Raw genomic sequence first — 23,379 nt, 5'->3', positions numbered from 1 at the left:
GACGCATCAGTTAAATTTGTTGACGTGAAAGCACGAGAACTTCGGAATTGAAGCGTATTTGGAATTACGAAGATCTGTTCCGTTTGCAGGCGAACGGGGCAATACGAATGGCATCGGACGACCCGGAAAGGCTGTGGCGCAGGCCCTAAAGGGCACGGAGAGTCAAATCCGAAGTGCAACACCTTGTCTCCCCTGAGGTGTTCAGGTGGAGGACAGGTTGGCGGATCGGGCCCGGAAATCGGTCGGACCGGCGTAGTAATTCTGTTTAGAAATTCATTTGTAGAAAAAAGAAAGCGTTGGGAGTTTTTGAATCGGGCACTCGAAAAAATCAGGCAGGGCAACCACGGCAAAGGGATTGCCGCACTGCGGGTAGGGGAAAAAGAAAAAAGCCTCCGGCAATGCCAGAAGCCTTTATTAATGAATTCGTTGGCAGTTTTTAAATGGACCGGCCCGAATTCCGGGGCCTGCACCTTGCGCGGCCGGAAGAGGCGCCGGGACGCCCGGAGCCATAGGAGAATCCCCGGCTGTTCGGGGCCGCCACATACCGCAGGCGGGTCGGCCAACGGGCTTCTACAGGAACGATGTCATGCAACTGGAATGCCGCATTTCGCGCAAGAAGAAGAGTTCTCCAGGTACCGGACTGGGTGCCGCCATGCTCGTGGCGCTGGTCCTCTCATCGGCACCGATGCTGGCGGTCGGGCAGGAAAGCGGCGGCGGCATGAAGTGGTCGCAGGACCCCGCTACGGGATGCCGCTTCGTGGCGCCCTCCTCGCTGGGCACGGCACCGACCTACTGGATTGGCGCCTGCCCCGGCGGCAAGGCCGCCGGCCTCGGCATGCTCCGCACCCGCGTCGGCACCACCGCGGGCCACGCGTTCTACGGCGAACTGCGCGAAGGCGTTCCGGTGATCGGCACCGTCGACCTCGATGGCGGTTTCCAGGTGGGCAGGTTCGTGCGGGGCGACATCGGCACGCGCGACACCGAATGGCAGGAGCGGCACGACGGCTTCGAGACGGCGCTGCGCGCGGCGCGCGCTGTCAGCGCGCACTATGCCGGACAGAAGAATGCGGCCTCGGCGCGGCACTACAGCGGCGTCGCGAAGAAGCTGGAGACGCAGCTCGAGGGCGATTGATCGACGAAGCTGCGCGCGCCCGCCGCTATCCGGCTACTCGATCAGCGCGCGCTTGACGTCTTCCTGCAGGCTGCGCAGGTGGTCGCGCATGGCCACGCGCGCGCGTTCGGCGTCGCGCGCGCGCAGGGCGCTGATGATTTCGCCGTGCTCGTCGTGGTTCTCCGAATGCCTGTGCAACGGGCTGTGCAGGCGGAAGAGCCGTGCGTTGACGCGAAGCTCCTCCACCAGCCGGGGGAACACGACGTTGCCGCTGGCCTTGGCGATCAGCAGGTGGAAGCGGTCGTCGAAGTGCCAGTGCTCGGTTTCGCTGTGCTCGCCGCCGCCCAGCGTGGCGATGTCGGCCTCCAGGGCATCGATCTCGGCGTCGGTGATCTTGCCCACCGCCAGCGCGATGGCCTCGCACTCGATGACTTCGCGCGCGCGCATGCAGTCGAAGTACTCCTTGGTGCCGAGCGCACGCACGGCGTAGGAGCGCGCGTCGCGTCGCACCAGAAGCCCTTCGCCCGCCAGCCGCACCAGCGCTTCGCGCATGGGCGTGCGCGAGATGCGCAGGTCTTCCGCCAGCCGCGCCTCCTGCAGCGGGCTGCCGGCCGAGATCTGCCGATCGAGGATCAGGGTGCGCAGCCGGTCGTAGGCCTGTTCGGCCAGGCTGGCGGAGCGCACCTCCAGCGGAGCGATCGTGATGGTGGCGGGCTGCGTGGGGCTGGGAAGGCTGGGCATGCGGGGATGGGCGAAAGCCACGAGGGCGGGTGAGCTTAGCAGGGGCGGCCAGGCGCGCTCAGAGCCATTCTTTCAGAGCCACTTGTCCAGCGGATTGCCGTCGTTGGGCGCACGAGGACGCAGGCACGGCAGGAACTGGCCGGAGCCGGGCTCGGCCTGGAACACGCCGTCCTGCCACACGATGCGCCCGCGCGAGACGGTGAGGCCGGGCCAGGCGCGCAGGCGCATGCCCTCGTAGGGCGTGTAGTCGGCGTCGTGGTGGAGCATGTCGTTGGCGAGCAGTTTCTCCTGGCCTTCGGGGAACATGTCCCACACCACGAAGTCGGCGTCGCTGCCCACGGCAATGGTGCCCTTGCGCGGGTACAGGCCGTAAAGGCGCGCCGGGTTGGTGGCGGTGAGCTCGACGAAGCGGTGGATGTCGATGCGCCCCTTGAGCACGCCTTCGCTCATGAGCAGCGGCAGGCGGGTTTCCACGCCGGGAATGCCGTTGGGGATGCGGTCGAAGGAGGCGTCGTCGCCGGCCACGCGCTTGCCGTCGCTGCCGTTCATGTTGAAGGGCGCGTGATCGGACGAGAAGATGGTGAAGAGCCCGCTCGACAGGCCGTTCCAGATGAACTGCTGGTTCGCCTTGTCGCGCGGCGGCGGGCTGCAGATGCAGCGCGCGCCGTGCATCGGGTCGTCGGGGTCGATGCCCAGGTCCTCGGCGCTCAGGAACAGGTACTGCGGGCAGGTCTCGGCATGGATGGGCAGCCCGCGCCCGCGCGCCCAGTGGATCTGCTCGACCGCCTCGCGGCCCGAGACGTGGACGATCAGGATCGGCGTGTCGACCAGTTCCGCCAGCGCGATGGCGCGGTGCGTCGCCTCGCGCTCCACCGCCATCGGCCGCGAGCTGGAGTGGTAGCGCGGCGCGGTGAGGCCCGCGTCGAGCAACTGCTCGGTGAGCCAGGCGATGCAGTCGCTGTTCTCGGCGTGGATCATCGTCATCGCGCCGTGGCGGCGCGCGGTGGCCAGCACCTCGATGATCTGGCGGTCGTCCAGCTTCAGGTCGTCGTAGGTCATGTAGATCTTGAAGGAGGTATAGCCCTTCTCGATCAAGGCGGGCAGCTCGCGCTGCGTCACGTCGCGCGTGGCGTCGGCCACGATGAGGTGGAAGGCGTAGTCGATCACCGCCTTGCCCTCGGCGCGGCGGTGGTAGTCGTCCACCGCCTCCTGCACGCTGCGGCCCTTCTGCTGCGCGGCGAAGGGCAGCACGGTGGTGGTGCCGCCGCATGCGGCCGAGCGTGTGCCGGAGAGGAAATCGTCGGCGAAGCGCGAGCCGTCGCTGGTGGGCTGGTCGAAGTGGCAGTGGCCGTCGACGCCGCCGGGCGTGACCAGCCGGCCGCGCGCGTCGATCTCGCGCGCGGCGCTGGCGTCGAGCCCCTGCGCGATGGCGCAGATGCGCCCGTCGCGCACGCCGATGTCGGCGGTGTAGCGGTCGCCGGCGGTGGCGATGTCCGCGTTGCGCAGGATCAGGTCGTAGGTGTTCATGGGCTCGGGTTCCTTCTAGCGCTGCTCGAGCGCGGGCTCCGCGGGCACGACCGGCGCATCGGCGGCACTGCCGTAGGCGCGGCCGTAGTGGCGCTCAATGCGGCGCTGGATGAAGTCCCAGGCGGTGGTCATGAGCAGGTAGTAGATGGCGGCAACGATGAAGAGCTCCAGCACCATGAACTTCTCCTGGATCAGCACCTGCGTGCGGCGCAGCAGCTCCTCCATCGAGATCACCGAGGTGATCGACGTGGTCTTGAGCAGCCCGTTGATGCTGTTGCCCAGCGTGGGCACGATCAGGCGCATGGCCTGCGGCAGCACGATGTAGCGCATGGTCTGCGCGCTGCTGAAGCCCACGGCGCGCGCGGCGTTGGTCTGCCCGGCGGGAATCGACTGGATGCCGCCGCGCACGATCTCCGCAAGGTAGGCCGCCTCGTTGAGGATGAGGCCCAGCAGCGCCGACTCGATCACCGATAGCTTCAGCCCCAGCTGCGGCAGCCCGGTGAAGATGATGATGAGCTGCACCAGCAGCGGCGTGCCGCGGAACACCCAGATGTAGAAGTGCGCCGGCGCCGACAGCCAGCGGTGGCTGGACAGGCGGGCCAGGGCCAGCGCGCAGCCCACCACCAGCCCGCCCGCGATCGCCGCGAGCGTGAGCCACAGCGTGGTCACCGCGCCGCTGAGGATGTACGGATTGAACAGGTAGTCGAAGAAGCCCGACCAGCTCCAGCCTTGTCCCATGGAAGTTTCCTTCGCTTGCTTGCTCTATGGCGATGCGGACGGCGGCGCGCCCTCAGCTCGCCGGGCCCTTGACCGTCACGGCGCCGTCGGCGGCCTTGACGCCGTACTGGTCGAACAGCTTCCGGAAGCTGCCGTCGGCCTTCATGTCGTTCATGACCTTGGCCATCGCGGCGGCCAGCTCCTTGTTGCGCGCGGCCAGCGCCACCGGCGTGGGGAACAGGCCGTTGAGCACGCGCTCGAAGTCGCCGCGCTTCTGGTATTCGGCCCCGGTCGAGTCGATGGACAGCGCCACCTCCACCTGCCCCGCGCGCAGCGCCTGGAAGGCCATCGCGAAGTTCTCGAAGGTGCGGATGGTCATGCCCTTCATGCCCTTGTCGGTGAGCTGCTTGTCGAGCTCGCGCGCCTTGCGCTCCTCGAAGCCGCCGATCTCCACGCCGATGCTCTTGCCCGAGAGGTCTTCCGGCTTGGCGATCTTCAGCGGATTGCCCTTGGCGGCGCTGATGCTGATGGCCTGGTCTTCGTAGACCAGCATCTGCATCAGCTTGGCACGCTCCTCGGTGAAGAAGATGCCGGTGTTGATCACGTCCCAGCGGCCGGCCTGCAGGCCGGGGATCATGGCCGAGAACTCGATGCGCACGTACTCGGGCGTGAGGCACAGGCGCTTGGCGATCTGCTCGCCCAGCTCCACGCGCATGCCCTTGAGCGCGCCGGACTGGTCGACGAACTGCATCGGCGGCAGCGTCGGGTTGACCGACATGGTCAGCGTGCCCTTCTTGACGAGGGCCGAGTCGGGCACCGGCGACTTGCAGGCCTGCTGCGCGTTCGCGGCGCCAGCGCAGGAGATGAAGAGTGCCGTTGCCGACGCGAGAGCGGGGAGCAGTTTCATGGTGTGGTCCTTGAGGAAGGGATCGAGGCGACGAGGTGGGAAAGGGAAAGCGGAACGGGGCTGGCCGCGTCAGGTGCGGATCGAGTCCAGCAGTTCGAGGCGCGCGAGTTCGCGGCGCAGGTCGGCCGCATCGGCATCGGGCAGCGGCAGGCGCGGCGCGCGGGGCTTGCCGACGGGCAGGCCCATCATCGACAGGCCGTCCTTGGAGGCCGCGACGTAGCGGTGGCCGCCGACCCAGCGCACGATCGGCAGCATCTTCTTGTAGAGCTCGAGTGCCGCGGGCATGTCGCGCTCGTCGGCCACCAGCTCGAAAAGGCGCGCCGACATCTTCGGGATGAGGTTGGAGCACACGGCCACCCAGCCCTGCGCGCCGAGCCAGAACGACTCGTAGCCGAGGATGCCGGCGAACACGGTCATGCGGTCGCCGCACAGCTCGATGATGTCGCGCACGCGAGTGACCTCGAGCGTCGACTCCTTGATGTACTTGCAGTTGTCGATGCGCGAGAGGCGCGCCACCAGTTCGGGCTTGAGGTCGACGTTGGCGGTGGCCGGGTTGTTGTAGACCATGATGGGAATGCCGATCGCCTCGCCCACCTTGCGGTAGTGCTCGAACAGCTCGTCGTCGGTGGGCGTGCTGTAGAAGGGCGGAATGATCATGACGCCGTCGGCGCCCATGCTCTCGGCCTCGCGGCTCAGCCGCACGCACTCGTCGGTCCACTCCGCGCCGGTGCCGATCAATACCGGCACGCGTTTTGCAGCAGTGCTCACGCAGGTTTCGATCACCAACTGGCGCTCGTCGGGCGTCAGCGAGAGGAACTCACCGGTGCTCCCCAGGGGGATCAGCCCGTGGATGCCTTCCTCGATTTGCCAATCGACCAGCTTCTTCAGCGCAGGCACGTCCACGTGCTTGCCGTCGGCGGTCATGGGGGTGATGAGCACCGTATAGGTGCCGCGGAACGCTGTCATGGGCAGTCCTTGGGGAAAATTCGGGCGATTCGGTATATGTATACGTTGAGTATACGTATACAATCTAGCACGTCAACCGTAAGTTGACGTTCTTCCATCGCACTGACCATGAGCGCCAGACTGACCCACCCTTCCATCACCCCGGCCGGGCGCCCCGTGCGCTTCTGGTACGACGGCCAGCCCGTCGAGGGCCTGGAGGGCGAGACCATCGCGGCGGCGCTGGCGGCCGGCGGCATCAAGGCGATGCGCCACACCCGCGGCGGCGAGCGCCGGGGTCTCTATTGCGGCATGGGCGCGTGCTTCGACTGTCTCGTCACCGTCGACGGCCAAGCCAGCCAGCGCGCCTGCCTCACGAAAGTGGCCGATGGCCAGCAGGTGCGTTCGACCCAGCCCGCCGGCACGCCCGACGATCCGCTGCAGCCGCTCACCCCGCAGCCCGGCGCCGAACCCGAGCGCCGGCAGGTCGACGTGCTCGTCGTCGGCGCGGGTCCGGCCGGCCTTTCCGCCGCGCTCGCCGCGCGCCGCGCCGGTGCCGACGTGCTGGTGCTCGACGAGCGCCCGCAGTCCGGCGGCCAGTTCTACAAGCCGCTCGCGCCTTCGCATGCGGCGCCCTCCCCTGCGGACCGCCAGTTCGCGCAGGGCCTCGCGCTGGAAAACGATGTCCGCGCTGCCGGCGTCGCCATCGCCCAGGGCGCGCAGGTCTGGGCGGCCTTCTCTGCACACGAAGTCGCCGCGCTCATCGACGGTCGCGCTTGCGTGATCAGCTGCCGGCAACTCGTCATCGCCCCCGGCGCCTACGAGCGCCCCGTGCCTTTCCCCGGCTGGACCCTCCCCGGCGTGATGACCACCGGCGCCGGCCAGACGCTGGCGCGCGCCTACCGCGTCGCGCCCGGGCGCCGCGTCGTGATCGCCGGCAACGGGCCGCTGAACCTGCAGCTCGCCGCGGAGCTGCTCGCGGGCGGCGCCGAAGTAGTCGCCGTGCTGGAGTCGGCGCCGCGCCCTTCGCTGCGGCAATGGCGTCATCTGCTGAGCGCGGCGCGCACGGCCCCCGACCTGTTGCTCGACGGCTGGCGCTATCTGCGAAAACTGCGCGCCCGCAAGGTGCCAGTGCTGTGGGAGCACGCCGTCGTCTCCGCCGAAGGCTCCACCGGCTTGCACGCTGTGCAGGTCGCGCAGATCGACGCCCAGGGCCAGGCCATGCCCGCGACGGAACGCCGCCTCGAAGCAGACACGCTCTGCCTCGGCTACGGCTTCATTCCCTCCACCGAACTCGCGCGCATGCTGGGCTGCGAGCACCGCCTCGCGCCCCGCCATCTCGGCTACCTGGCAACCGTCACCCAGGAAGACGGCGCCACCAGCCTGCCCGGCGTGTACGTGGTGGGCGACGGCGCCGACCTCGGCGGCTCCCGTGTCGCGCTCGCGCGCGGCACGCTGGCGGGCGCTGCAGTCGCACGCAACCTCGGCCTGAAGGCGCCCGAGCCCGACGGGGCCGCTGAAAAACTGCATCGCGCCGAATGCTTCCAGCAGGCGCTGTGGTCGATCTACGCGCCGCCGCCCGTCACCCTCGCGGCGGTGCCCGACGAAACCCTGTTGTGCCGCTGCGAGGAGATCACCTTCGGCTCGGTACGCGAGCAGATCCGCGCCGGCAGCGACACGTTGGCCGCGCTCAAGCGCAACACCCGTCTCGGCATGGGCCGCTGCCAGGCGCGTTACTGCGGCGTTACCGCCGGCCGCCTGCTGGCCGAGATGACCGGCCGGCCGCCGCAGGTCGAGCAGTACTTCGCCCCGCGTCCGCCCGCCAAGCCGGTGCCGGCCGGCGCGCTCGGCTTCGAGAAACCCGAATGGGGCGGCCACAAGCCCGCCATCACGCCCAACCTCGCGAGGCCGGTGGAACAGGCGCCCTTCGATGGCACGCTGCGCACCGACGTGCTGGTGATCGGCGCCGGCGTGCTCGGTTCCTGCCTGGGCTACTACCTCTCGAAGGCCGGCCAGGACGTGACGGTGGTCGACCGCGACGACATCAACCTCCAGGCCTCCGGCGCCAACGCCGGCAGCCTGCACGTGCAGCTTCTTTCGTTCGACTTCGGTGCCAAGGCGCAGGAAGGCGGTGGCCCGGCCGCGGCCACGCTGCCGCTCGGGCCGATGTCGGTGCGCCTGTGGCAGGAGATCGAGGCCGACTGCGGGGAGGACCTCGAGATCAAGATCACCGGCGGCCTCATGGTGGCCGACAGCGAAGCCGGCATGCGTTTTCTCGAAGCCAAGGCCGCGCTGGAGCGCAGCCACGGCATCGACGCGCAGGTGATCGACGGCGCCGAGCTGCGGCGACTCTCGCCCGCGCTCTCCGGGCAGCTGCTGGGCGCCGAGCTCTGCCCCATGGAAGGCAAGATCAACCCGCTGCGCGCCACCTACGCCGTCGCCCGGCGCGCGCAGCAGCAGGGTGCGCGCATGCTGCGCGGCTGCGACGTGCAGTCCATCGAGGCGCTGCCGGGCGAAGGCGCCGGCTTCATCGTGCGCACCTCGCGCGGCAGCATCCACGCCGGGCGCGTCGTGAACGCGAGCGGTGCCTGGTCGAGCGCCGTCGGCCGCATGCTGGGCATCGACATCCCCGTCAAGGGCGCGCCGCTGCAGATGATCGTGACCGAGCCCGCGCCGCCGCTGGTCGACCACCTCGTCGCGCATGCCGACCGGCACCTGAGCCTGAAGCAGGCGGCCAGCGGCGGCCTCATCGTCGGCGGCGGCTGGACCGCCGCCTTCAACGAAGGCATGCGCCTGAACCGCGCCGAGCGCGAGAGCATCGAGGGCAATCTCTGGGTCGCGGCCCACGTGCTGCCGGCCGTGCGCGGGCTGCACATGGTGCGCTGCTGGGCCGGCATGAACGTCAACATCGACGGCGCACCCATCCTCGGCGAAGTGCCGGGCCGCCCAGGCTTCTACAACGCCGTGACCTCCAACGGCTACACGCTCGCGCCCGTCACCGCGCGGCTGGTCACCGACCTCATCGTTCGCGGCCGCACCGACATCGACATCAGCCCCTTCCTCATCGACCGCTTCCTCTGACCGCCATGACCGAAAACGCTTCTGCGCGCGACACGCTGCGCGACTACATCGACGCGCACTTCGACGAGCAGGTGCGCACCCTCGCAGAACTCGTGCGCTGCCCGTCCGACAACCCGCCGGGCGACTGCGCCCCGCACGCCGAGCTCACCGCCCGGCTGCTCGAGGCCATGGGCTTCACCGTGGAGCGCCACGAAGTGCCGCCCGAGTTCGCGGCCGCGCACGGCATGCGCAGCGTGACCAACCTCATCGTGCGCGAGCGTTTCGGCGACGGCCCGGTGGTGGCGCTCAATGCGCACGGCGACGTGGTGCCGCCCGGTGCAGGCTGGAGCGTCGACCCCTACGGCGGAGAGGTGCGCGACGGCTGGCTCTACGGGCGCGGCGCCGCCGTGTCGAAGTCGGACTTCACCACCTACGCCTTCGCGATGCGCGCGCTCAAGCACCTCGCGGCCTCTGGCACGCCCCTGGCCGGCAGCGTCGAGCTGCACCTGACCTACGACGAGGAAACCGGCGGCATGACGGGCCCCGACTGGATCCTCTCCAAGGGCCTGAGCAAGCCCGACTTCGTGCTCTCCGCCGCGTTCTCGCACCACGTCGTGGTGGCGCACAACGGCTGCCTGCATCTCGAGGTCGTCGTGCGCGGCACCTCGGCGCATGCCGCCCGACCCGACACCGGCCACGACGCGATCGAAGCCGCGGCCACCCTGCTGCCCGCGCTCTACCGCTATCGCGACAGCCTCGCCGGCCGCCCATCGCGCACGCCCGGCATCACCCATCCCACGATGGTCGTGGGCCTCATCGACGGCGGCATCAACACCAACGTGGTGTCCGACGTGCTGAGCCTGCGCATCGACCGGCGCATCGTGCCCGAGGAATCGCCCGAGGCCGTCGAGGCCGAGCTGCGCGAGGTGATCGAAGCCGCCTGCCGGCCGCTGCCCGGCATCTCGGTGGAGATCCGCCAGATCCTGCTGGCCCGCCCCTTCGCGCCCGCACCCGGCGCCGACGAGTTCGCCGCGCTCGTGTGCCGCGAGGCCGGCGAAGTCATGGGCAAGCCGGTCACGCCGATCGGCGTGCCGCTGTACACCGACGCGCGCCTCTACAGCGAGGCCGGCATTCCCACCGTGATGTACGGCGCCGGCCCCGAGTCGCTGCTCGAAGCCAACGGCCACCGCGCCGACGAGCGCGTGCCGCTGGACGAACTGCGCAAGGCCACGCGCGTGGTCGCCAACACCCTGCACCGGCTGCTCGCGCGCTGAATTTCATCTCACCGGGACACGACATGATCGAAATCAGCCACGTCGACAAGAGCTACGGCGCCTTCCAGGTGCTGACCGACTGCACCACCCAGGTCCGCAAGGGCGAGGTCGTGGTGGTCTGCGGGCCTTCGGGCTCGGGCAAGTCCACCCTCATCAAGTGCGTCAACGCGCTGGAGCCCTTCCAGCGCGGCCGCATCACCATCGACGGCGTGTCGGTGGGCGACCCGAAGACCGACCTCAACAAGCTGCGCGCCCGCGTGGGCATGGTGTTCCAGCACTTCGAACTGTTTCCGCACCTCTCGATCGAGGACAACCTCTCCATCGCGCAAGTCAAGGTGCTCAAGCGCTCGGCCTCGGAGGCCCGCACCGCATCGATGGCGCTGCTGCAGCGCGTGGGCATGCGCGCCCACGCGCACAAGTTTCCGAGCCAGCTCTCCGGCGGCCAGCAGCAGCGCGTGGCCATCGCCCGTGCGCTGGCGATGAACCCGGTCGCCATGCTCTTCGACGAGCCCACCTCCGCGCTCGACCCCGAGATGGTCAACGAGGTGCTCGACGTGATGGTCGAACTCGCCCGCGAAGGCATGACCATGATGTGCGTCACCCACGAGATGGGCTTCGCCCGCAAGGTCGCGAACCGAGTGATCTTCATGGACCGCGGCCGCATCGTCGAAGACTGCGCGAAGGAAGAGTTCTTCGGCAACCCCGCGGGGCGGTCGGATCGGGCGCGGCAGTTTCTTTCGAAGATCCTGCAGCACTGAGGCGGGGCGGGATCCACCGCCACCTCACGACGAGTTCTTGCCTGCTCCCAGGCGTAGCCTGCAGCGAATGCCCCCAGGCAGCGCCTGCTTCGTGTTGTCCAGCTCTGCGAGGACGCCGAATGTTCCCGCAGCCGAATCGATCACACGATCCACGGTCTTGATGCGCACGCCGATCTCGCGCGAGAACGGCTTCTCCGGCACGATCGTCGCGGCATCGCCTGGATGGACTTCCGGAAACAGCCCAAAGGGCAAGACGAGAGCTTCGACTACCAGGTCGGTAACTGCCGCTTGGTGTGCAATCCCCGGGGATACATGCGGCATGGCCTTGACCAGGAGAACAAGCGGTTCAATCCCGAGTTAGTTGTCCGCGCCGAGGTAGAACTGAGCCACCGGTGGCTTACTTTTACTTCGGCGCCGACACTATCTGTTCGTTTCGAGGAGATTTGCTAAACGAAGGACTGATGCGGACACTAAGGTAGGCTTCAATTCGCATTCCCATACGTTGAAGACTCGCCAGCCCTGCTCCCGCAGGGCTTGTTCTTTGCGGGCGTCGCGCGCGCGGTTCGCGGCGATCTTCGGCGCCCAGTAATCCACGTTGGAGCTCGGCGCACGGCCTTGCCGGCACTCGTGACCGTGCCAGAAGCAGCCGTGGACGAAGACGGCAGCCTTGTATTTGGGGAAGACCAGATCGGGCGTGCCCGGCAGTCGCTTGTCGCCGATGACGTAGCGGAAGCCCAGGCGGTGCAGGGCTTTGCGGAGCGTGACCTCAGGCTTTGTGTCCGAGCGCCGCACCCGCTTCATCAGATCGGATCGGCGTTCGGGCGAGAGGTTGTCCATGCCCTAAACCTACATCCTCGCCATCAGGGGCAGGGTCGCGGCATAGCCGAGCAGGGGCGGGACAGCGTCGCCAATCCATTTCTGTAGGCCTGTGCGGCTTGGCGGATTTGCCGGATCGACCACGAATGAGAAGGTGTCCGGGAAGGACTGGATCCGAGCCGCCTCGTGCGGCGTAATCACTCGAGGCCGCAGCGGGTGGACGTAGCGGCCCCGGCCGGGTGTCAAGAAGCCCGTTGTGATGGTCTGTGATGGTTTGTCCCACCAGAGGCGGCCATAGACCGACGGGTAGGTGTGGCCGTCCTTGTGGCAATCGGGCCGGACTTCGTTGGGCAGATCGTAAAGGTCGTTGTCGAAGAGGTGATGGATCCGGGTCAGATTGTCGGCCGAGAGCATCGGCGTCGTGTCCATGATCCCGGTCTTCGAGTCTTGCGACGGGTCGCTCAGCAGGTCGCCAATTGCCCAGCTCAGCGGCCGGGCGGCATGCTTCAAGCCCTTCGCCACATCCTTGATCGACAGCTCGGCCGCAGGCTCCGAAACCCGCGAGGCGACCAGGAAATAGCGCTTGCGGGTCTGCGCTCCGCCCAGGTGGTCGGCGGCCAAGACGCCGCTATCGATCCACGAATAGCCGGCCGCCTTCAACAAGGCCTTGGCGATGTTGACAACGTCGCTTTTGTCGTTGACGACCTCGGGGACGTTCTCAATGACGATCGATTTCGCTCGCAGGCCCACGCCCAAGGCCACGGCCGTGACGTACAGAAGGTTGCGAGGGTCCTCGCGGCGGGTCTTGTTGTTGAGGTTCGAGTGGCCTTGGCAAGGCGGTCCCGCCAGGAACAAGTCGATGTTGCCGACTTCGGCCGCCAGGTTGGGCTCAAGGATTTCGGGCTCGTAGGCAAAGCGCGATTTCTCGCCTTCGCCGCTCACATGCCAATCGACCAAGCTAGACGCGTTCGAGTGCAGGGTGTACTTCGTCCCGAAGTTGGCCTTGTGGATCGCCAAGCCATCGTCGTCCACGTCGATCGCGGCCACCGACTCAAGGACATGGCCGGTGGCGATCGCCGCCTGAGTCGCGCCCAGGGTCAGACCGCCGCTGCCGCAGAAGGCGTCCACGCTGCGGATCTTCTTGTGCTTGCCGACCGCCGAGTCGACGTAGACCGTGCCGCCGCGCAAAAAACTCTGCCACCAGGCTCCGGCGGGCGCCAAGTTCTCGTCGGCTCTGTTGTCCACCGCCGATGTCCACGATCTACCTCCGACCGAAACGGTCCGCAATACTCGCCCCTCCGACTGGGAGTAGGCCTCCAACGGGATATCGCTCATTCAATTGGCCACAACGACTGCCGCCTCCGCTTCGATAACGGCGCGGCATTCCTCCTCTGGGAGGATTTCTAAGAAAAGGTTGGATCGCATTCGACGCAGCCGCTTGACAAGATCCCTGATCTCCGAGAGCTTGAGCTTCGGCTCCGCCGGATTCGACTTCTTCGGGTATTGGAACCGCAAGAGCGCCTTGGCGAAGTTGCGGGCATTCGCGTAACCCTGTCGAAAGAGATGGCTTCTATAAAAGTCGATCTGTCCCGAATCAGCAAGATGATAGCGATCGACTGCCTCTTCGTCGAGCACGAGTTCGGCGCGCAGCCACAGGCGATAGAGCAGGTTCTCCGTGCGGGAGCCGACGCCATAGTTGGCGAGCTGGGCGGCGCGGTCTTCCTTGCCGTAGCGGTAGCGCCATTCGACGACATCCGGGAAGTGCGTCACCGCCAGCCAGATCCAGAACTCCGGATCGGCCAGAACCTCGCTGTTAATCGCGAGGCTCTCATGGATGACGCGGGACGCCTTGCTCTCGAAGGCGTTGGCCTTCGGGTCCGACTTGGACTTGATGCCCTCCGGGAAGCCCGCCATCGTCTCCGTGAGTGCCGCTCGCAGCGGTTCCAAGAACGAACTGTCGAATTCGTCGCCGGAGCCCGCGAATCGGGCCAGGGATTCAACTTCCAGTTGGTTGCCCGCGCGCTTGGCTTGCAGGTAGGTCGTGGCGTCGCCCGCCGTCATGGTTGGATATCGCATGTTCCTCAGCCCTCAGCGATGGAGCGGACCGACTGTTGGTCGGCGTGGAGCAGCGCTTTGAGCCGAGGCATGCCAGGCTCCTTCGCGCAATCCTTGAATTTCTCGAACGTGAACGCAGGATCGATCCGAGCGATCCGCTTCAAGAAAGCGGATAGCGGGCTATTGGGCGTTGCCTCGTCCACGTCCCATTCGGACTGGCTGGCGGAGATGATGTGCCCCGTGATCTCGGCGGCAAGCGAGGCCATCATGGGCTTGGCCAGTCGCTGCGCGGATTCAAGCGTCAGCTTTTTGTGCACGTCGGCATGGATGCGCACCTTCGCGAGGTTGCTGTCCTTGGCCACCGGGTCGTTGAAGCCGCCGATGTAGTGGACGGAGTAAAGCGTTTTGGCGGGGTAACCAATCTGCTTCCATTCCTCGTCGGTCATCGGTTGGATCGGGAAGTCCTCGGCGAGCTTCGGCTGCTTGATGGCGAAGCTCTTCTTGGAGAGCCAGTGGCCGAGCAGGAAGGGGCTGCCCGGCTTTTTTGCGAGCTGCTTGCCGAGGCAGAGGGCGACTTCAATAGTGATGTTGGAGCCGCCGCCAAGCTTGTCGATGATGTCGCTGCCGATGGCGATCTCGTCGGGGATCTTGCTTGTGACCTTGTGGGTTTCGACGACGATGGTCTTCTTCATGAACGGCTGAACTGCCGTCACGGCCAGGACGAGATCGCCTTTGGCCATCGGCATCTCAGCGGGGAGCGCGAGGTTGGGCCGAACCACGATGTCGAGGAGCTGGCTCTCCGACGGCTCGACCGCGTGGGCGGTGTCAGCCATGAATGCGCCGTCCTCGTAGAGGCGGATCTCGGCCAGATCAACGCTGCTTTCAAGCGTCGCCGCGCCGAAGAATGGACGAACGTCCTTGGTGGCGGACTTGCGCCAGGTGATGTTGCTCATTACGCCTCCATGTGGTCGATGTCAGGGCGCAGGCGAACCGTCCACGCCGGGTCGTAAGGCGCGGACTCCACCTTGAATTTCGCCTTCACGTTTTTGGGCAGCGTGAAGCGATACGTCCACTTGTTGGCCTCGTCGTTCACCACTTCCACGCCGTCGACGGAGACGGTGAGCGGCAGGTTGTCGCCTTCCTCGTTGTTGTCCTCGAGCACCGGGCAATTCAATTGCAGGCGCAGCGGCACGGAGTCCTCTTCCGAGGAGTCATCCAGGCGCACTGTGAAGGTGCTCTTCAAGCGCAGCATTCCGCCCTCGGCCGCCTCGGCATAGGGGGCCTTGGAGAATTCGAGATGAAGCGGCGAGGGATTCGAATCGGGCGGGGGCGGATTGCCGCCACCACTCGGCTTGAAATAGGTTCCGAGCGCACGCTCGAGCTGCGTCATGCGGCGCTGCTTGACCGGAGTGGCCGGGGCCGCCTCGGTCTGGAATTTGCGCAGCTGAGTCTTGATTCGGTTGAGGATCGACTGGACGATGCCGCGGCCCTTTTGGTCCTCATCGCGCAGATTCGTCGAGTCCGGATCCCAGCGGTCGTGAGCGGGCGGCTCGCTCTTGCGCAGGAGCTGCTCCACAACGTCCTCGTCGGGTGCGACGTAAGCGCCGACGATCGCGGGATTCGCCTGCGAAGCCGGGTGATACGCCACTACCATGAGCGGGCCGCGAATCAGAGCGACGGAGTTCACGCGCTCCGGCGGGACGGTCGCATTGCCGCTCGGGTCGACGGGGGCGACCACGAAGCCACAGCGACCCATCTCCAGCCCTTGCTCCTTGTTGAAGATGGCCTGCTTCTGCTGCCCTTGCTTCAAGAGCACGCCGCGGCCAAGCGCGATGTCATAGGCCTCGATGAAAGGACGCAGGCCCGGGTTCTTCTTGGGGCGAGGGATGTGCTCATCGCCGTTGGGATCGATGATCTTGACATCGAGCTTGTGCTCGACCAGGCGAGGCCACCACCAGTCCTCGACGCCGCGTTCGATCGCTTTGATGTTGACGGCGGCATCCACGATGAGGATCGATGTGCCGAGCTCGCCATCACCGCGCAAGGTGAAGCCAAGCTTGGCGGCAAGCTCTTCCGCCTTCTTGCCCTCGATGGGGTCGACGACGACGCGGCCTAGGTCATCCTTCCGCGAGGGCATGCCCAGCCAAGCGCGCCCGCTGTAAGGCGACTTCTTGAAGTTGTGGCTGACGAAGTAGCCGCAACCGAAGATTCGGGTGTGTTCCTTGCCATCCGCGCCCTTGAAGCGGGTGTAGGCGAAGATGGTCTGGATCGCCGAGCTCGACGAATACACCGACTTGCCGAAGCCGTAGGAGCCGCCGGTGTTGCCTTGGGCCGTGCGCGACTTGGACCGATCGCCCAGCGACAGCAGCAGGCGATAGAAGTTCGAGTCCATGTCGTGCGGATCGCCGGACAGGCCAACCGCGTTGTAGTCCTCAACGTAGAGCAGGCAGAGCTCCTTTTGCGGCTTGTCCAGCGCAGCCAGGCAGTTCGGGCCAGACAGCGTCAGTTCTTTGGCGCGCTCGGCGAGGCGACTGAGGTCAGCCGCCTGGACGAAGGCCGTCTTCTTGGCCCCCTTCACGACGCTCGAGCGGAAGCGCACTTCGACCTTGGCGCCGTTGCCGGCGTCGACCGAGTTCTGGATCGCTTCGCGCGCCAGAACGTGCTCAGGCAGCATGCCCGGAGATTTCAGCGTGTTCGCAAAGGCTTCGCCTGCAGCGCCCCCCATGGGGTCGCTGGCGTGGAAATACCAACCCATCTTGTCTCTCCCTTAACCGAGCTTGAATTCGTCCTTCGGCCGCTTGCTCAAGGCGGTCTGGAACTTCGCTTTCAAGAGCTTCATTTCGCCATCAAGGGCGTTGAAGATCTTCTGGGCGTCATCTGCCGAGTACTCGTAGTTGTTCGAGTTCGCCAAATTGCCGATGAGCCGCAGCATCTGAGTCGCCTTTGTGACCCTTGCCTCGCCCAGCTCAATAAAACGACTGCGCTTGTCTCGCATAGCGACCTTTCGCTGTCTCTTCACTACAGGCGTGAAATGTAGCACAAGGATTTGCGATGCGTTGCGTATCTTCCTTTGGTTGTTACATGGCTTCATACTTGCGCTCTGGGCCGACCGCTAGGATTACAATCTACAAACGCATGGCTCTCAGTGGGGCAGCGTTCTCATTAGGCCGCGGCTCGCAACACGGACCCTGTTCCCTTTGGAGGGTGTTGAGAATGAACGACCCGAGGAAGCTCTTTGTGGACGATCGCCTTCGCGGCTGGTGTGTCTACTGCGGTGGACGGCCCGAAACGAGGGACCACTGTCCATCAAAGGTCTTGCTTGACGAGCCCTATCCGCCGAACCTTCCAGTGGTTGAGGCCTGCCTGGACTGCCATCAGTCCTTTTCTCTGGACGAGCAATATCTGGCGTGCTTCTTGGAGTGCGTGGTGTGCGGTTCGACGAACCCGGCCAACCTGCGGCGCGAGAACATCCGGCGCATCTTGTCGGCCGCGCCTTTTCTGGCGGCCGACATCCAGTCGACCATGCAGCTCGACGAGGGCGGCGGGAAGGTCTGGCGCCCGGACATGGACAGGGTGCGCAACGTGGTCTCAAAGCTTGCGCGCGGTCATTTGGACTACGAACTCAGCATCCAAGAGCCCGACGGACCTGCCTTGTTGGAAATTGCGCCGCTGAGCCTAATGGCTGCCGAGGCGCGGGAATTCTTCGAATGCCCCGAGCCTGGGCCGCTGGCGCTGTGGCCTGAGATTGGATCGCGAGCGTTTATGCGGCTGATGGGCAACGGCGAACAGGCCGTCGATGGTTGGCTGGACGTGCAGCCAAGTCGCTATCGCTACCTCGTCGGACAGGGGCACGGCAACTACGTCCACTTGGTCATTGGCGAATACCTGGGGTGTCGAGTTGCATGGGGATGACGTGTTACGCGAGAGTCCGGAGAGTTACGGACCGTCCGCGCCTCAACGAGCGTATTTGGGTTCGATGGTGCCCTAAGTTCTTTTACGCCGACACGGCAAACGCATCGTTCTCCAGAGGCTAGTTCAACCTCAGTCGTCGGGCGAAGGTGTACACCTTGTCCAGCACCGAAGGCGGACAGCGCCGAATTTGCAAGTAGTGAGAATATTTGCATCTATTCTGAGAACCTACAGAATCAGACGTCGATATTCGCCGCCCGCAGCGCGTTCTGCTCGATGAACTCCCGACGCGGCTCCACCTCGTCGCCCATCAGCATCGTGAACACGCGGTCGGCCTCGATCGCGTCGTCGATCTGCACCTTCAGCAGGCGGCGCACGTTCGGGTCCATGGTGGTTTCCCACAGCTGCTCTGGGTTCATCTCGCCCAGGCCCTTGTAGCGCTGGCGCGAGGTGGCGCGTTCGGCTTCGCCGATGAGCCACTTCATGGCCTGGCGGAAGTCGTCGACCTTTTCTTCCTTGGTACGGTCGCCCTCGCCGCGCTTGACCACCGCGCCCTCGGGGCTCAGCAGGCCGCGGAAGGTGTTGGCGGCTTCGGCGAGCGCGGCGTAGTCGGCGCCGTGCACGAAGTCCTGGGTGAGCACGCTGCTCTTGACGTTGCCGTGGTGGCGGCGGCTGATGCGCAGCAGGGGCTTGTCGGTGCGGGCGTCGAACTCGCTGCTCACCTCGGCCGGCACGCCGGTCGTGTTGAGCTCGCGCAGCTTGGCCTGCAGCGCGACGGCCGAGGCCTCGGCGGCGGGCGTGGTGTCGAGGTCGAGCGCCACGCCGTCGGCGATGGCGCGCAGCGCTTCGGCGTCCATGAAGTTGCGCAGGCGCGCGATGACGGCCTCGGCCACCTGGTGCTTGCGCGCCAGTTCGGCCAGGGTGTCGCCGCTGAGCGTGGTCGAGCTGGCGCCGCCGGTCTCGATGCGCGCGTCCTTCAGCGCCACCTTCAGCAGGAAGGCGTCGAGCGCGGGGCCGTCCTTCAGGTACTGCTCTTCCTTGCCGACCTTGACCTTGTACAGCGGCGGCTGCGCGATGTAGATGTGGCCGCGCTCGACCAGCTCCGGCATCTGCCGGTAGAAGAAGGTCAGCAGCAGCGTGCGGATGTGGGCGCCGTCGACGTCGGCGTCGGTCATGATGATGATGCGGTGGTAGCGCAGCTTGGCGACGTTGAAGTCATCGGCTCCGCCGCCCGGCGTGCTCGCGCCGGCGCGGCCGATGCCGGTGCCCAGCGCAGTGATCATGGTGAGAATTTCGTTGCTGGTCAGCAGCTTCTCGTAGCGCGCCTTCTCGACGTTCAGGATCTTGCCGCGCAGCGGCAGGATGGCCTGGAACTTCCGGTCGCGGCCCTGCTTGGCGGAGCCGCCGGCGGAGTCGCCCTCCACCAGGTAGACCTCGCACAGCGCCGGGTCCTTCTCCTGGCAGTCGGCCAGCTTGCCGGGCAGGCCCATGCCGTCGAGCACGCCCTTGCGGCGCGTCATTTCGCGGGCCTTGCGCGCGGCCTCGCGGGCCTTGGCGGCCTCGATGATCTTGCCGCAGATGATCTTGGCGTCGTTCGGGCGTTCCAGGAGGTAGTCTGTCAGCAGGCGGCCGACGATGTCTTCCACCGGCGCGCGCACTTCGCTGGACACCAGCTTGTCCTTGGTCTGGCTCGAGAACTTGGGCTCGGGCACCTTCACGCTCAGCACGCAGCAAAGGCCTTCGCGCATGTCGTCGCCGGTGACTTCGACCTTGGCCTTCTTGGCCAGCTCGTTCTCCTCGATGTACTTGTTGATGACGCGCGTCATCGCCGCTCGCAGGCCCGTGAGGTGGGTGCCGCCGTCGCGCTGCGGGATGTTGTTGGTGAAGCACAGCACCTGCTCGTTGTAGCCGCTGTTCCACTGCATCGCCACCTCGACGCCGATGTGCGTGCCGGGGATGCCGCCGTAGGTGTCGGCCGGGCGCTCGCCCTCGGCGTAGAACGAGTTCGGGTGCAGGACGGTCTTGCCCTTGTTGATGAACTCGACGAAGCCGCGCACGCCGCCGGCGCCGGAGAAGTCGTCTTCCTTGCCGGTGCGCTCGTCCTTCAGGCGGATGCGCACGCCGTTGTTCAGGAAGCTCAGTTCGCGCAGGCGCTTGCTGAGGATTTCGTAGTGGAAGTCCGAGTTCTCCTTGAAGATCTCGGTGTCGGGCAGGAAGTGAACTTCGGTGCCGCGCTTGTCGGTGTCGCCGATGATCTTCATGGGCGAGACCTCGACGCCGTTCACCGTCTCCAGCAGGCGGTTCTGCACGAAGCCGCGGCTGAATTCGAGTTCGTGGATCTTGCCCTCGCGGCGCACCACCAGGCGCAGCATGGTGCTCAGCGCGTTCACGCAGCTCACGCCCACGCCGTGCAGGCCGCCCGAGACCTTGTAGCTGTTCTGGTTGAACTTGCCGCCGGCGTGCAACTCGGTCAGCGCGATCTCGGCGGCCGAACGCTTGGGCTCGTGCTTGTCGTCCATCTTCACGCCGGTGGGAATGCCGCGGCCGTTGTCGGTGACGGAGATCGAGTTGTCGGTGTGGATGGTCACGACGATGTCGTCGCAGTGGCCGGCCAGCGCCTCGTCGATGGAGTTGTCGACCACCTCGAAGACGAGGTGGTGCAGCCCGGTGCCGTCCGAGGTGTCGCCGATGTACATGCCGGGGCGCTTGCGCACGGCCTCAAGCCCTTCGAGGATCGTGATCGAGCCTTCGCCATAGCTGGTGTCGGCGGCCACGGTTTCGATCTCGGGGATGTAGACGGGCTCGGTGTGCGGCACGTCGGGCTTGTTTTCTTCAGCACTCATTCGGATATTCCTCAGTCTCTCACGGCATTCGCGCGTGATTTTTCGGGCTCTCAAAAGCTCAATTCGTCGCCTCTTGAAAGCGCAAACCCGCGGAAGGCCGCGGGTCGTGTGCGCAAGGCGCCGTGGTTTCTGTCTGCTAGATGCGCATCGGCATCACGACGTATTTGAAGGATGCGTTCTCGGGAATGGTCAAAAGCGCCGAACTGTTGGAGTCGGCCAGGTCGATCTTGACCATGTCCTGGTCCATGTTCGACAGCGCGTCGATCAGGTAGGTCACGTTGAAGCCGATCTCGATGGTGTCGCCGCCGTAGTCGATGTCGAGCTCGTCCTGTGCTTCTTCCTGCTCGGCGTTGTTCGACGCGATGCGCAGCGTGCCCGGCTCGATGTTCAGGCGCACGCCCTTGAACTTCTCGCTGGTCAGGATGGCGGTGCGCTGCAGGCTGGCCAGCAGCGGCGCGCGGCCGAGCGTTACGGTGTTCTTGTGGTTCTTCGGGATGACGCGGTTGTAGTCGGGGAACTTGCCCTCGACCAGCTTGGTGACGAACTCCATGCCGCCGAAGCTGAACTTGGCCTGGTTGTTCGCGAACTGCATCTCGATGGCGCCTTCGGCGTCGGACAGCAGGCGCTGCATTTCGAGCACGGTCTTGCGCGGCAGGATCACTTCCTGGCGCGGCACTTCCACGTCGAGCGTGGCGGACGAGAAGGCCAGGCGGTGGCCGTCGGTGGCGACCAGGCTCAGCTGCTTGCCCTCGGCCACGAAGAGGATGCCGTTGAGGTAGTAGCGGATGTCGTGCACGGCCATCGCGAACGAAACCTGCGAGAGCAGGTCCTTGAGCGTCTTCTGCGGCACGCTGAACACGGGGCCGAAGTTGGCGGCTTCCTGCACCAGCGGGAAGTCTTCCGCCGGCAGCGACTGCAGCGTGAAGCGGCTCTTGCCGCCCTTGAGCACGAGCTTGCTGGCGCTCGATTCGAGGCTCACGGTCTGGTCGGCCGGCATGGTGCGCAGGATGTCGATCAGCTTGCGCGCGCCGATGGTGGTGGTGAAGTTGCCTTCATCGCCGCCGAGCTCGGCGGTGGTGCGGATCTGGATCTCGAGGTCGCTGGTGGTCAGCTGCAGCTGGCCGCCGGTCTTGCGGATCAGCACGTTCGCCAGGATCGGCAAGGTGTGACGCCGCTCCACGATGCCCGCCACCGACTGCAGCGCGGCGAGGACCTTGTCCTGGGTTGCCTTCAAAACGATCATGTCTTCTTCCTCTTCCTATCTCTTTGAATCAGCTTGCAGGGCGCCATTCTCCGCTGTCGCGGGGAGCTTCCTGGACGACATCCGATTTCTTTCCGGTCAGCCCTTGAGGGTCTGCTCGAGCACGTGGAGCTGCTGGTTGAGCTCGGTGAGCTGCTGGCGCTCGCCGGAGATCTTGCGCACCGCGTGCAGCACCGTCGTGTGATCGCGCCCGCCGAACAGCTCGCCGATTTCCGGCAGGCTCTTCTGAGTGAGCTCCTTGGCCAGGTACATCGCGATCTGCCGCGGCCGCGCGATGCTGGCCGGGCGTTTCTTGCTGTACATGTCGGCGACCTTGATCTTGTAGTAGTCGGCCACCGTCTTCTGGATATTCTCGACGGAGATCTGCCGGTTCTGGATCGACAGCAGGTCGCGCAGCGCCTCGCGCGCCAGGGCGATCGAGATCTCCTTCTGGTTGAAGCGCGAGTAGGCGAGGATCTTGCGCAGCGCGCCCTCGAGCTCGCGCACGTTGGAGCGCACGTTCTTGGCGACGAAGAAGGCGACTTCTTCCGGCATTTCGGCCGATTCGGCGCGCGCCTTGTTGATCAGGATGGCCACGCGCATCTCGAGCTCGGGCGGCTCGATGGCGACCGTCAGGCCGGAATCGAAGCGCGAAACCAGGCGCTCGTGGATGTCCGCCAGGCCCTTCGGATAGGTGTCGCTGGTCATCACGATGTGCGACTTCTTGGCCAGCAGGGCCTCGAACGCATTGAAGAATTCTTCCTGCGTCCGGTCCTTGTTGGCGAAGAACTGCACATCGTCGATCAGCAGCAGGTCGAGCGAGTGGTAGCGCTCCTTGAACTCATCGAAGGTCTTGCGCTGATACGCCTTGACCACATCCGACACAAATTGCTCGGCGTGGATGTAGAGAACTTTGGAGTCCGGCTTGTCGGCCAGCAGTCGGTTACCCACAGCATGCATCAGGTGGGTCTTGCCCAGGCCGACGCCGCCATAGATGAAAAGAGGGTTGTACAGGTGACCCGGCATGCCGGCCACGTGCATCGCCGCGGCGCGCGCCATGCGGTTGGCCGTGCCCTCGACCAGGGTGTCGAAGGTGAGGCCGGAATTCAGGCGGTTCTTGAAGCCGGCGGCGGCCGGCTCCTCGCCCGGGCCCGCCACGTCGCGCGGCACGTCCGTTTCGGTCATGACGGCCACGGGTGCAGCACGTACGGGGATTTCGCGAGGAGCAAGCGCTAACTCGATAGCAACCGGCTGGCCGTACATCTTCTCCGCCATGGCGGCGATCTTGCCGGCGTACTGGGCACGGATCCAGTCGAGCTTGAACCGGTTGGCCACGAACACCGTCATGCGCGACAGGTCGTCGGCGACCTGTGCCGTCAGGGGTTTGATCCAGGTGTTGAACTGCTGCTCGGACAGCTCCTGCGCGAGCTGGTCGACGCAGGCCTGCCAGAGGCTTTCGCCGATGCCGTCAGTCGACAT

General features: G+C 65.8%; 19 protein-coding genes and 1 pseudogene. 5 read left to right on the top strand and 15 right to left on the bottom strand.

The features are described from left to right. Nucleotides 1-586: 586 nt before the first annotated feature. The gene (locus ABL844_RS00100) at nucleotides 587-1,132 is read left to right on the top strand and encodes a hypothetical protein (protein WP_418130125.1); all 546 of its coding nucleotides are present in this window, start codon (nucleotides 587-589) and stop codon (nucleotides 1,130-1,132) included. 33 nt (nucleotides 1,133-1,165) lie between these two features. Here ABL844_RS00100 and ABL844_RS00095 read toward each other — a convergent pair whose 3' ends face one another. The 5 genes from ABL844_RS00095 to ABL844_RS00075 all read right to left on the bottom strand — a co-directional run bounded on the left by ABL844_RS00095 (nucleotide 1,166) and on the right by ABL844_RS00075 (nucleotide 5,969). After that, nucleotides 1,166-1,852: a GntR family transcriptional regulator gene (locus ABL844_RS00095; protein ID WP_126020825.1), complete on the bottom strand. Its 687-nt coding sequence runs from the start codon at nucleotides 1,850-1,852 to the stop codon at nucleotides 1,166-1,168. 72 nt (nucleotides 1,853-1,924) lie between these two features. Then, the gene (hydA, locus tag ABL844_RS00090; RefSeq protein WP_184639117.1) at nucleotides 1,925-3,379 is read right to left on the bottom strand and encodes a dihydropyrimidinase; all 1,455 of its coding nucleotides are present in this window, start codon (nucleotides 3,377-3,379) and stop codon (nucleotides 1,925-1,927) included. Between the two features lie 15 nt (nucleotides 3,380-3,394). Continuing rightward, a complete protein-coding gene (locus ABL844_RS00085) occupies nucleotides 3,395-4,117 on the bottom strand; it encodes an amino acid ABC transporter permease (protein WP_126020829.1) in 723 nt (240 codons plus the stop codon). A gap of 52 nt (nucleotides 4,118-4,169) precedes the next feature. Further along, a complete protein-coding gene (locus tag ABL844_RS00080) occupies nucleotides 4,170-5,003 on the bottom strand; it encodes an ABC transporter substrate-binding protein (RefSeq protein ID WP_418130124.1) in 834 nt (277 codons plus the stop codon). A gap of 69 nt (nucleotides 5,004-5,072) precedes the next feature. Further along, nucleotides 5,073-5,969 carry a dihydrodipicolinate synthase family protein gene (locus ABL844_RS00075; RefSeq protein ID WP_369660227.1) on the bottom strand — a complete coding sequence of 299 codons (897 nt, stop codon included), beginning with the start codon at nucleotides 5,967-5,969 and terminating at the stop codon, nucleotides 5,073-5,075. 108 nt (nucleotides 5,970-6,077) lie between these two features. Here ABL844_RS00075 and ABL844_RS00070 point away from each other — a divergent pair, with 108 nt between their 5' ends. Genes ABL844_RS00070 through ABL844_RS00060 form a run of 3 tightly spaced genes read left to right on the top strand, consistent with a single transcriptional unit; the run spans nucleotide 6,078 to nucleotide 11,037 of the window. Then, complete coding sequence (locus tag ABL844_RS00070) at nucleotides 6,078-9,026, top strand: FAD-dependent oxidoreductase (protein WP_418130123.1); 2,949 nt, start codon at nucleotides 6,078-6,080, stop codon at nucleotides 9,024-9,026. 5 nt (nucleotides 9,027-9,031) lie between these two features. Further along, the gene (locus ABL844_RS00065) at nucleotides 9,032-10,279 is read left to right on the top strand and encodes a M20/M25/M40 family metallo-hydrolase (RefSeq protein WP_418130122.1); all 1,248 of its coding nucleotides are present in this window, start codon (nucleotides 9,032-9,034) and stop codon (nucleotides 10,277-10,279) included. Nucleotides 10,280-10,302: 23 nt separating this feature from the next. After that, a complete protein-coding gene (locus ABL844_RS00060; RefSeq protein ID WP_418130121.1) occupies nucleotides 10,303-11,037 on the top strand; it encodes an amino acid ABC transporter ATP-binding protein in 735 nt (244 codons plus the stop codon). A gap of 24 nt (nucleotides 11,038-11,061) precedes the next feature. Here ABL844_RS00060 and ABL844_RS00055 read toward each other — a convergent pair whose 3' ends face one another. The 7 genes from ABL844_RS00055 to ABL844_RS00025 form a co-directional block, all read right to left on the bottom strand. Next, nucleotides 11,062-11,358: a hypothetical protein gene (locus ABL844_RS00055; RefSeq protein ID WP_418130120.1), complete on the bottom strand. Its 297-nt coding sequence runs from the start codon at nucleotides 11,356-11,358 to the stop codon at nucleotides 11,062-11,064. Between the two features lie 99 nt (nucleotides 11,359-11,457). Further along, entirely contained in the window at nucleotides 11,458-11,874 is a 417-nt protein-coding gene (locus ABL844_RS00050; protein WP_418130119.1) for a very short patch repair endonuclease, read from the bottom strand. Nucleotides 11,875-11,883: 9 nt separating this feature from the next. Then, nucleotides 11,884-13,098, bottom strand: a complete 1,215-nt coding sequence (locus ABL844_RS00045; RefSeq protein ID WP_418130118.1) for a DNA cytosine methyltransferase — start codon at nucleotides 13,096-13,098, stop codon at nucleotides 11,884-11,886. Between the two features lie 90 nt (nucleotides 13,099-13,188). Then, nucleotides 13,189-13,914, bottom strand: a complete 726-nt coding sequence (locus ABL844_RS00040) for a DUF6339 family protein (RefSeq protein ID WP_418130117.1) — start codon at nucleotides 13,912-13,914, stop codon at nucleotides 13,189-13,191. Nucleotides 13,915-13,934: 20 nt separating this feature from the next. After that, nucleotides 13,935-14,861 (bottom strand): hypothetical protein, encoded by a 927-nt coding sequence (locus tag ABL844_RS00035; protein WP_418130116.1) that lies wholly within the window; start codon nucleotides 14,859-14,861, stop codon nucleotides 13,935-13,937. Further along, nucleotides 14,861-16,663 carry a hypothetical protein gene (locus ABL844_RS00030; protein WP_418130115.1) on the bottom strand — a complete coding sequence of 601 codons (1,803 nt, stop codon included), beginning with the start codon at nucleotides 16,661-16,663 and terminating at the stop codon, nucleotides 14,861-14,863. The genes ABL844_RS00035 and ABL844_RS00030 overlap by 1 nt, the downstream gene beginning before the upstream one ends. Before the next feature lie 12 nt (nucleotides 16,664-16,675). Further along, a complete protein-coding gene (locus ABL844_RS00025; RefSeq protein WP_418130114.1) occupies nucleotides 16,676-16,903 on the bottom strand; it encodes a hypothetical protein in 228 nt (75 codons plus the stop codon). 320 nt (nucleotides 16,904-17,223) lie between these two features. On the opposite strand from ABL844_RS00025, the gene ABL844_RS00020 reads away from it, so the two are divergent. Further along, nucleotides 17,224-17,820, top strand: a complete 597-nt coding sequence (locus tag ABL844_RS00020) for a hypothetical protein (protein WP_418130113.1) — start codon at nucleotides 17,224-17,226, stop codon at nucleotides 17,818-17,820. A gap of 233 nt (nucleotides 17,821-18,053) precedes the next feature. Here the strand turns inward: ABL844_RS00020 and gyrB are convergent, their stop codons facing one another. The 3 genes and pseudogenes from gyrB to dnaA all read right to left on the bottom strand — a co-directional run. Then, nucleotides 18,054-20,660: a DNA topoisomerase (ATP-hydrolyzing) subunit B gene (gene gyrB / locus ABL844_RS00015; RefSeq protein ID WP_369660244.1), complete on the bottom strand. Its 2,607-nt coding sequence runs from the start codon at nucleotides 20,658-20,660 to the stop codon at nucleotides 18,054-18,056. Nucleotides 20,661-20,796: 136 nt separating this feature from the next. Beyond that, on the bottom strand, nucleotides 20,797-21,903 hold the full coding sequence (dnaN, locus tag ABL844_RS00010; protein ID WP_126020843.1) for a DNA polymerase III subunit beta: 1,107 nt from the start codon (nucleotides 21,901-21,903) through the stop codon (nucleotides 20,797-20,799). 99 nt (nucleotides 21,904-22,002) lie between these two features. After that, a pseudogene (gene dnaA, locus ABL844_RS00005) lies at nucleotides 22,003-23,372 on the bottom strand (chromosomal replication initiator protein DnaA); the annotation flags it as partial. Nucleotides 23,373-23,379 lie beyond the last annotated feature (7 nt).

It is taken from the genome of Variovorax sp. 278MFTsu5.1 (assembly GCF_048305045.1).
In the GTDB taxonomy this organism is placed as follows: Bacteria; Pseudomonadota; Gammaproteobacteria; order Burkholderiales; family Burkholderiaceae_C; genus Variovorax; species Variovorax guangxiensis.
The sequence above is the reverse complement of the archived record's forward strand: the minus strand, read 5'-3'. Positions and strand labels throughout refer to the sequence as shown.

Bases quoted from the DNA above. Each gene is read 5' to 3' on its own strand.
- ABL844_RS00075 (WP_369660227.1), bottom strand. From the start codon at position 5,969: ATGACAGCGTTCCGCGGCACCTATACGGTGCTCATCACCCCCATGACC.
- dnaN (WP_126020843.1), bottom strand. From the start codon at position 21,903: ATGATCGTTTTGAAGGCAACCCAGGACAAGGTCCTCGCCGCGCTGCAG.
- ABL844_RS00085 (WP_126020829.1), bottom strand. From the start codon at position 4,117: ATGGGACAAGGCTGGAGCTGGTCGGGCTTCTTCGACTACCTGTTCAAT.
- ABL844_RS00040 (WP_418130117.1), bottom strand. From the start codon at position 13,914: ATGACGGCGGGCGACGCCACGACCTACCTGCAAGCCAAGCGCGCGGGC.
- hydA (WP_184639117.1), bottom strand. From the start codon at position 3,379: ATGAACACCTACGACCTGATCCTGCGCAACGCGGACATCGCCACCGCC.
- ABL844_RS00055 (WP_418130120.1), bottom strand. From the start codon at position 11,358: ATGCCGCATGTATCCCCGGGGATTGCACACCAAGCGGCAGTTACCGAC.
- ABL844_RS00050 (WP_418130119.1), bottom strand. From the start codon at position 11,874: ATGGACAACCTCTCGCCCGAACGCCGATCCGATCTGATGAAGCGGGTG.
- ABL844_RS00070 (WP_418130123.1), top strand. From the start codon at position 6,078: ATGAGCGCCAGACTGACCCACCCTTCCATCACCCCGGCCGGGCGCCCC.
- ABL844_RS00080 (WP_418130124.1), bottom strand. From the start codon at position 5,003: ATGAAACTGCTCCCCGCTCTCGCGTCGGCAACGGCACTCTTCATCTCC.
- ABL844_RS00030 (WP_418130115.1), bottom strand. From the start codon at position 16,663: ATGGGTTGGTATTTCCACGCCAGCGACCCCATGGGGGGCGCTGCAGGC.
- ABL844_RS00025 (WP_418130114.1), bottom strand. From the start codon at position 16,903: ATGCGAGACAAGCGCAGTCGTTTTATTGAGCTGGGCGAGGCAAGGGTC.
- ABL844_RS00035 (WP_418130116.1), bottom strand. From the start codon at position 14,861: ATGAGCAACATCACCTGGCGCAAGTCCGCCACCAAGGACGTTCGTCCA.
- gyrB (WP_369660244.1), bottom strand. From the start codon at position 20,660: ATGAGTGCTGAAGAAAACAAGCCCGACGTGCCGCACACCGAGCCCGTC.
- ABL844_RS00065 (WP_418130122.1), top strand. From the start codon at position 9,032: ATGACCGAAAACGCTTCTGCGCGCGACACGCTGCGCGACTACATCGAC.
- ABL844_RS00100 (WP_418130125.1), top strand. From the start codon at position 587: ATGCAACTGGAATGCCGCATTTCGCGCAAGAAGAAGAGTTCTCCAGGT.
- ABL844_RS00060 (WP_418130121.1), top strand. From the start codon at position 10,303: ATGATCGAAATCAGCCACGTCGACAAGAGCTACGGCGCCTTCCAGGTG.
- ABL844_RS00095 (WP_126020825.1), bottom strand. From the start codon at position 1,852: ATGCCCAGCCTTCCCAGCCCCACGCAGCCCGCCACCATCACGATCGCT.